This is a genomic window from Vagococcus bubulae, assembly GCF_003950315.1.
Classification (GTDB): Bacteria; Bacillota; Bacilli; order Lactobacillales; family Vagococcaceae; genus Vagococcus; species Vagococcus bubulae.
On record NZ_NGJT01000002.1, the window covers coordinates 224,847 to 233,694 of the forward strand.

The following is an 8,848-nucleotide window of genomic DNA, read 5'->3' on the forward strand; positions in this document are numbered from 1 at the left end:
TTCTGATGAAAACATTTTTAACATTTATTTTTGTGTTTGGTTTAATTGTTCTCGTTCATGAGTTTGGTCATTTTATTTTTGCCAAACGTGGTGGGATTTTAGTTCGTGAGTTTTCAATTGGTATGGGACCAAAATTGTTTTATCATCGTCACAATGGCACAACGTATACTATTCGGTTGTTACCAATTGGTGGCTATGTTCGTATGGCAGGAGAAGGTGAAGATGAGGGCGAGTTATCTCCAGGGATGCACTTATCACTTGTTGTCGATGAAACAGGTGTCGTGACGAAAATCAACCCAACGAAAAAAATTCAACTCCCTAATAGTATTCCAGTTGAATTGATTGCCTATGACTTAGAAGATGAGCTATTTATCAAAGGCTATGAAAATGGTGACGAGTCAGAGGAAAAAGTTTTTCCTGTGTCACATGATGCAACCATTATTGAAGAAGATGGAATTGAAACCCAAATCGCACCACGAGATGTTCAATTCCAATCAGCATCGTTAGGCCGTCGAATGATGACTAATTTCGCTGGACCATTGAATAATTTCATTTTAGCTGCAGTACTATTTATTCTTGTTGCTTTTATGCAAGGTGGAAAATATGTTGAGGATCCATCAAATGCGATTGGTGGTATTATCCAAAACAGTGTCGCTGATAAAGCAGGGATTAAGCCAGGTGATAAAATTGTTCAAGTGAATAGTAATGAAACACCAAAATTTTCAGATATTTCAGCAGAGATTTCTTCTAATGCTGGAAAAAAAGTGTCATTAGTTTTAGAAAATGATAAAGGTGAAAAAAGAACAGTAGAAGTAGTACCGGAGAAAAGCGAACAAAATCCTAATGTTGGAATGATTGGGATTCAGATGAGTAGTAAATTTACGCCGTTATCGTTTTTTGGTAAGATAAAATATGGCATTATACAAATGGCAGCTAACTCATTAACTATCTTTAAAGCATTAGGGGATTTGATTACAGGATTTAGCATCAATAAATTAGGTGGACCAGTGATGATTTTTAAACTATCTGAGTCGGTATCAAAAAGTGGTATCATTGCTATTTTATCATTTACAGCGATGTTATCAGTCAACTTGGGAATTATGAATTTAATTCCATTACCAGGTCTTGATGGTGGAAAATTAGTGTTGAATTTATTTGAAGGTGTACGTGGTAAACCATTAAGTCAAGAAAAAGAAGTCATGATTACTATGGCTGGAGTGGTTATTCTAGTTGTATTAATGGTGGCAGTAACATGGAACGATATTCAACGATTTTTTATTCAATAATATAATTAGGGGAGTTTATAATTATGAAACAATCAAAATTTTTTATGCCAACTTTACGTGAAGTACCAAGTGAAGCAGAAGCAATGAGTCATCAAGTGCTACTTCGTGGGGGATATATTAGACAAGTATCAAGTGGGTATTACATCTATTTACCACTTGCTCATAAAGTCATTCAAAAAATTGAAAAAATCATGCGTGAAGAATTTGCTAAGATTAACGCAAATGAGATGCTTTTACCAGCTGTTATTCCAGCTGATTTATGGCGTGAAAGTGGTCGTTATGAAACATATGGTGATGCATTAGTAACATTTACAGCAGATGGTGACAAAGAATATCTTTTAGGGCCAACACATGAAGAAACCTTTACTGATTTAATTCGTAAAGATGTGAATTCTTATAAAAAATTACCACTTTATTTATACCAAATTCAATCAAAATATCGTGGAGAAAAACGTCCACGCTTTGGATTATTACGTGGACGCGAGTTTATCATGAAGGATGCGTATTCTTTCCATGCCTCAACAGAGAGTCTAGATGAAGGATTTAATGATTTTGAAGAAGCCTATAAAAAAATATTTGACCGTTGTGGCTTAAACTACCGTATTATCATTGGTGATGGTGGTGCAATGGGAAGTAATGACTCAAAAGAGTTTATGGCTATTGCTGAGATTGGTGAAGATACCATCGTGTACTCAAATGAAAGTGACTATGCTGCTAACTTAGAAATGGCAACGAGCTACTATGCCTCTAAAAAATCTCATGAAACACCACTTGAAATGGAGAAAATCGAAACACCAGGTGTTGGAACAATTGCAGAATTATCTGATTTTCTATCTATTTCAGAAGATAAAACAGTGAAATCTCTGCTTTATATGGCTGATGGAAAACCTGTGATGATTTTACTTCGTGGAGACCATGAATTAAATGACGTAAAATTAAAAAATTATTTAAATGCGATTAATTTAGAACCAGCAACAGATGATGATGTAAAAGAAGTTTTAGGAGCAGAATTTGGTTCTTTAGGGCCTATTAATTTACCTGATACGGTTGAATTATTAGCTGATTTGTATGTACAAGATTTATCTAATACTGCCGTTGGAGCAAACGAAACAGGCTATCATATCATTAATGTCAATCCAGGCCGTGACTTTGAACCGAAAGAATACTTAGATTTACGATTAGTCAAAGAAGGCGAAATTTCTCCTGATGGTCGTGGAAAATTACAATTTACACGAGGGATTGAATTAGGACATATCTTTAAACTTGGTACATTCTATTCGGAAAAAATGAAAGCAGAAGTGTTAGATGAAAATGGAAAAGCTATTCCAGTTCAAATGGGTTGTTATGGTATTGGTGTGAGTCGTTTACTTTCTGCTATTACCGAGCAAATGTCAGATGGTGAAGGCATTAATTGGCCAGCTGAAATTGCGCCATTTGATGTACATATCATTCCAATTAATCCAAAAGATGAACACCAATGGAACTTGGCTTTAGATATTGAAAAAGAATTAGAAAGCTATGGTTTAGATGTGTTACTAGATGATAGAAAAGAACGTCCAGGAGTGAAATTTAAAGATGCTGACTTAGTTGGTGCTCCATTTAGAATCACTGTTGGTAAAAAAGCAGAAGAAGAAATCATTGAAGTGAAAATCAAGAAAACACAAGATGAGTTAGAAATTCGTCGTGACGAGTTGTATGCAACGTTAAATATCTTGAATAAGTAACAATACCTTTAAGGTTCTTAGTCTTTATTTACTAAGAACCTTTTTCATGTATAATGTAAAAAGGAAAGTAGGGATGAACATGAGCTTATCACCAGTAGAATTATATGCTCAATTAGTAAAACAAATTGCTTTAGATGACCAATTATCCAACTATCCTCTTTTAGAAACAGGTGAAGTGAAAAAAGTCACTGTACATAAAAAAAGTCGACTATGGGAGTTTAATTTAGGGTTTCATCATATTTTACCAATGTCACATTATCAGTTATTGTCCACTCATTTAGAGACAGCTTTTAATGATATTGCTAGCACTTCTTTAGTTGTAACGAGCCAAAATAAAGAGATAAATGATGATTTGTTGGCAGATTATTGGTATCAAGTATTAAAAGAGAATGAAGAGATGACAAATGTTGTCAAAAATTCATTGCTTCAGACACCACCATTTGTTGATGACCAACAGATTATTTTATTAGTTGAAAATGAAGGTGTCGAAAAATATTTAAGTCAAAAACATTTAGGACACCTTAGTGAATTATACAAACGCTACGGATTTCCTGAGTTTAAATTTGTTGTTCGAATTGATGATACAAAAGAGTCAGATATTCAGAAAGCCTTTGAACAACGTCAACAAGAACAAGCTGAAGAGTTAATGAAACAGACTGCAGCAGCCATTGAAAAAAATCAACAACAAAAGAAAAAACAAGAAACGCTTGAACATGAGGGACCAATTCAACTTGGAAGAACCATTCCAAGTGATGAGATGATCACACGTATGGAAGATATCATTGAAGAAGAACGTCGTGTGACTATCGAAGGGTTTGTGTTTGATAAAGAAATTAGAGAGTTGCGTTCAGGCAGAAAGTTATTAATTGTCAAAATCACAGATTATTCATCGTCATTTGCTGTGAAGAAATTTTCTAATAATGAAAAAGACGTCGCTATATTTGAAGCAATTAAAACCGGAAGTTGGTTAAGAGCGCGAGGTAGTATCCAGGAAGACACGTTTATGCGTGATTTAGTGATGAATTGTCAAGACTTAGTTGAGGTAAAAAAAGAATTAAGAAAAGATACAGCTCCTGAAGATGAAAAACGTGTTGAGCTTCACGTTCATACAAATATGAGTACCATGGATGCAACGAATAGTGCCACAGATTTAGTGGCTCAAGCAGGAAAATGGGGCATGCCAGGAATCGCCATTACGGATCATAGTGGTGCGCAGGCTTATCCCGATGCTTATTTTGCCGGACAAAAACATGGTGTGAAAGTGTTATTTGGTGTGGAAGCAAACATTGTTGATGATGGTGTACCGATTGCGTACAATCCAGAACATATTAGTTTAACAGACGCCACCTATGTTGTATTTGACGTGGAAACAACGGGGCTTTCAGCGGTTTATGACACGATTATCGAGTTAGCGGCAGTTAAAATGCATAAGGGAAATATTATTGATACCTTTGAACAGTTTATCGACCCAGGACATCCATTATCTCAAACAACAATTCACTTAACAGGGATTACAGATGATATGGTGAAGGGATCAAAATCAGAAAAAGAAGTCCTAACTCTTTTTGAAGAATTTTGCCGAGATAGCATTCTTGTCGCCCATAATGCCAGTTTTGATATGGGATTTTTGAATACTAGTTATGAAAAATATGATATGCCAGAAGCACCAAATCCTGTCATTGATACTCTGGAACTATCACGACTACTTCATCCAGAATTGAAATCACATCGTTTAAACCGTTTGTCCAAAAAATATAACATCAATTTGGAACAACATCACCGTGCGATTTATGATTCGGAAGCAACAGGTCACTTGTGTTGGATATTTGTCAAAAAAGCACAAGAAGAATTTGGTGTGCATTTCCATGATGAATTTAATCAACACATTGGTGAGGGAGACGCGTACAAACGAGCACGACCATTTCATGCGACGATTTTAGCACAAACACAAGTAGGATTAAAAAACTTATTTAAGTTAATCTCGATGTCAAATGTGAATTATTTTTACCGTGTACCACGTATTCCACGCTCTAAATTATCTGAATTACGTGAAGGTCTACTAGTTGGATCAGCATGTAGTAATGGTGAAATTTTTGAAGCGATGATGCAAAAGGGTGTTGAGGAAGCGAAAAAGCGTGCGAAATTTTATGACTACATTGAAGTCATGCCAAAACATGTTTATGCTCCATTGATTGAAGCAGAACTTGTTAAAAATGACGAGGATTTAGAAGATATCATGACCAATCTTGTGTCGATTGGAGATGATTTAGGTAAGATAGTTGTGGCAACAGGAAATGTTCACTATTTAAATAAAGAAGATGCAATTTATCGTAAAATTTTAATTAATTCGATGGGTGGAGCTAATCCTCTAAATCGTTATGAGTTACCAGACGTTCACTTTTTAACAACCAATGAAATGTTGGATGCGTTTAGTTTTCTAGGTGAAGAAAAAGCCAAAGAAATCGTGGTAGACAACACACGTAAAATTATGGATATGTGTGAAGATGTTGTGCCTGTCAAACAAGATTTATATACCCCAAAAATCGAAGGATCAGAAGATGAAATTACCAAATTAAGTTACGATGAAGCTCATCGACTTTACGGTGAAGAGTTGCCTGAGATTGTTGAGAAACGTATTGAGAAAGAGTTAAAAAGTATTAACGGCAATGGGTTCTCCGTTATTTACTTAATCTCGCAAAAGCTGGTTCATAAGAGTTTAGAAGATGGTTACTTAGTTGGATCTCGTGGGTCAGTTGGGTCAAGTTTTGTCGCAACCATGACAGGTATTACAGAGGTCAACCCACTTCCACCACACTATTTGTGTCCTGAATGTCAGTATTCTGAGTTCTTTGAAGATGGTAGTTATGGGTCAGGGTTCGACTTACCTGAAAAAGATTGTCCTAAATGTGGGGCGAGATTATCAAAAGATGGTCACGATATTCCGTTTGAGACATTCTTAGGGTTCCACGGGGATAAAGTACCCGATATTGATTTGAACTTCTCAGGGACTTACCAACCAGAAGCACATAATTATACGAAAGTGTTGTTTGGGGAAGATTACGTTTTCCGTGCTGGGACAATTGGTACAGTAGCCGATAAAACGGCATATGGGTTTGTAAAAGGCTATGAGCGAGATAATGATTTGAGTTTTCGTGGAGCAGAGATTGACCGTCTAGCAAAAGGCTCAACAGGTGTGAAACGGACCACTGGACAGCATCCTGGGGGGATTATTGTTATTCCGGATTATATGGATGTGTATGACTTTACTCCAATCCAATACCCAGCGGATGACCAAGATTCTGAATGGCGTACGACTCACTTTGATTTCCATTCGATTCATGATAATGTCTTAAAACTTGATATACTGGGACACGATGATCCGACTGTGATTCGTATGTTACAGGATTTATCAGGCATTGATCCAAAAACCATCCCAGCTGATGATCCAGAAGTCATGAAGATTTTTTCTGGACCACAAGTTTTAGGTGTAGAGCCTGATCAAATTTATTCTAAAACGGGTACACTTGGTATACCAGAGTTTGGGACAAAATTTGTTCGTGGCATGTTAGAACAAACAAAACCAACCACCTTTGCTGAGTTGCTACAAATATCTGGATTGTCACATGGTACGGACGTTTGGTTAGGTAATGCGGAAGAATTAATTCGTCAAGGGACAACCACACTGGCTGATGTAATTGGGTGTCGTGATGACATCATGGTGTATTTAATGCATGCTGGTTTAGAAGACGGCTTAGCATTTAAAATCATGGAAAGCGTGCGTAAAGGTAAAGGGATACCAGATGAGTGGCAAGCAGAGATGCGAGCAAATAATGTGCCTGAGTGGTACATTGAATCGTGTTTGAAAATCAAATACATGTTCCCTAAAGCCCATGCTGCAGCCTACGTTTTAATGGCATTACGTGTGGCATATTTTAAAGTACATCACCCAATCTTGTATTATGCAGCATACTTTTCAGTTCGTGCCAATGATTTTGATATTGTGGCAATGTCACAAGGCAAAGAAGCCGTGAAAGCACGTATGAAAGAAATCACTGATAAGGGAATGGACGCCTCAACAAAAGAGAAAAACTTATTAACTGTTTTGGAAATAGCTAATGAAATGTTAGAACGTGGCTTTAAATTTCAAATGATTGATTTGTATAAATCAGATGCAGAAGACTTTGTGATAGAGGGAGATACGTTAATTGCACCGTTTCGTTCTGTTCCAAGTTTGGGGTTAAACGTAGCAAAACAAATTGTAGCAGCGCGTGAGGAACAAGAATTTTTATCAAAAGAAGACTTGTCTAATCGAGGAAAAGTATCTAAAACATTGATTGAATATATGACAGACAATGGTGTGTTGAAAGATTTACCTGATGAAAATCAGTTATCCTTATTTGATATGTTATAAAAACATTAGGAGGAAGACAAATGGCAAAAGTGTTAGTACTAGGAGGAGCAGGATATATTGGCTCTCATGCAGTGAAGCGTTTATTAGATAGTGACAGAGAAGTGGTAGTTGTTGATAATTTATTAACTGGCCATAAAGAAGCAGTAGACGAAGGTGCGACATTTTATGAAGGAGATATTCGTAATAAAGACTTTTTAACAGAAGTTTTTAAGAAAGAAGATATTTCTCAGGTGGTCCATTTTGCTGCCAGTTCACTAGTCGGTGAATCAGTTGAAAACCCACTAAAATATTTTAATAATAATGTATATGGTATGCAAACGTTACTTGAAGTGATGAATGAATTTGACGTGAAAGAAATTGTCTTTTCTTCAACAGCAGCAACATACGGTGAACCTGATGTAACGCCTATTACGGAAGACACGCCAACGAATCCAACGAATCCTTATGGTGAAAGTAAATTGATGATGGAGAAAATGATGAAATGGTGTGATAACGCATATGGTATTAAGTATGTGTCATTACGTTATTTCAATGTGGCAGGTGCGATGCTTGATGCATCAATCGGTGAAGACCACACACCTGAAACCCATTTGTTACCAATCATTTTACAAGTCGCACTAAATCAACGGGAAAAATTAATGATTTTTGGTGATGATTATCCAACGCCAGATGGCACATGCATTCGTGATTATGTACATGTTGTCGATTTAGTTGACGCTCATATCTTAGCATTGAATTATTTAACGAAACATGATGAGAGCCAAATTATTAATCTTGGTAGTAGTAATGGCTTCTCAGTAAAAGAATTGTTGAATGAAGCCATTAACGTGACTGGAAAAGCTATTCCTTCTGAGATTGCACCAAGACGTGCAGGTGATCCATCAATGTTGGTTGCTTCAAACGAAAAAGCGAAAACTATTTTAGGGTGGAATCCTCAATACACTGATGTAGAAACTATCATATCTAGTGCATGGCAATGGCATCAAAGTCACCCACATGGATACGAAAAATAAATGATAAAAAAAAGATATTAAGGCTCTTTGTCAAATAGGACTGATGAGTTAAATCTATAAGATGATGAATTTGAGAGTAATCTCAGATTTATCATCTTTTTTAGTTATTTAATTTTTATAAGACCGTTTATCAAGAAAATTCTTATTCTCATGTTGCTGAATGATTTGAATCCGTATGATACTCTTTTAAGGGTTTTTATATGAGTATTCTTAGCTTCAATTTTTCCATTGGAAAAATCATAAAGAAGGGCATTGCGAATACCAGTTTCATATACAAGTAAGTTTTCTAATTTATCTTTAAATAGCCTATCTAAGCTATTAGGTAAGTTTTTCAACAGTTCAAAAAATGAATCAGCATCTTTATTTCTAAAATGATACGTTAGTAATTGGAAGCTATCGTAGGCTTCTTTTAGA

The 8,848-nt window shown here is 35.9% G+C and carries 5 protein-coding genes; 4 read left to right on the forward strand and 1 reads right to left on the reverse strand.

Annotated elements, in window-relative coordinates; genetic code table 11:
* The first annotated feature begins 5 nt into the window (after window positions 1-5).
* From rseP to galE, 4 genes are all read left to right on the forward strand, one after another.
* A complete protein-coding gene (gene rseP / locus CBF36_RS02185; RefSeq protein WP_125956219.1) occupies window positions 6-1,286 on the forward strand; it encodes an RIP metalloprotease RseP in 1,281 nt (426 codons plus the stop codon).
* A gap of 23 nt (window positions 1,287-1,309) precedes the next feature.
* On the forward strand, window positions 1,310-3,010 hold the full coding sequence (locus tag CBF36_RS02190) for a proline--tRNA ligase (protein ID WP_125956221.1): 1,701 nt from the start codon (window positions 1,310-1,312) through the stop codon (window positions 3,008-3,010).
* 79 nt (window positions 3,011-3,089) lie between these two features.
* Window positions 3,090-7,421: a PolC-type DNA polymerase III gene (locus CBF36_RS02195; RefSeq protein WP_125956222.1), complete on the forward strand. Its 4,332-nt coding sequence runs from the start codon at window positions 3,090-3,092 to the stop codon at window positions 7,419-7,421.
* Between the two features lie 20 nt (window positions 7,422-7,441).
* Window positions 7,442-8,434: a UDP-glucose 4-epimerase GalE gene (gene galE, locus CBF36_RS02200; RefSeq protein WP_125956224.1), complete on the forward strand. Its 993-nt coding sequence runs from the start codon at window positions 7,442-7,444 to the stop codon at window positions 8,432-8,434.
* A 104-nt stretch (window positions 8,435-8,538) separates the two neighbouring features.
* Here the strand turns inward: galE and CBF36_RS02205 are convergent.
* Window positions 8,539-8,848 (reverse strand): transposase (locus CBF36_RS02205; RefSeq protein ID WP_165865354.1); only part of this gene is annotated, 310 nt, incomplete at its 5' end.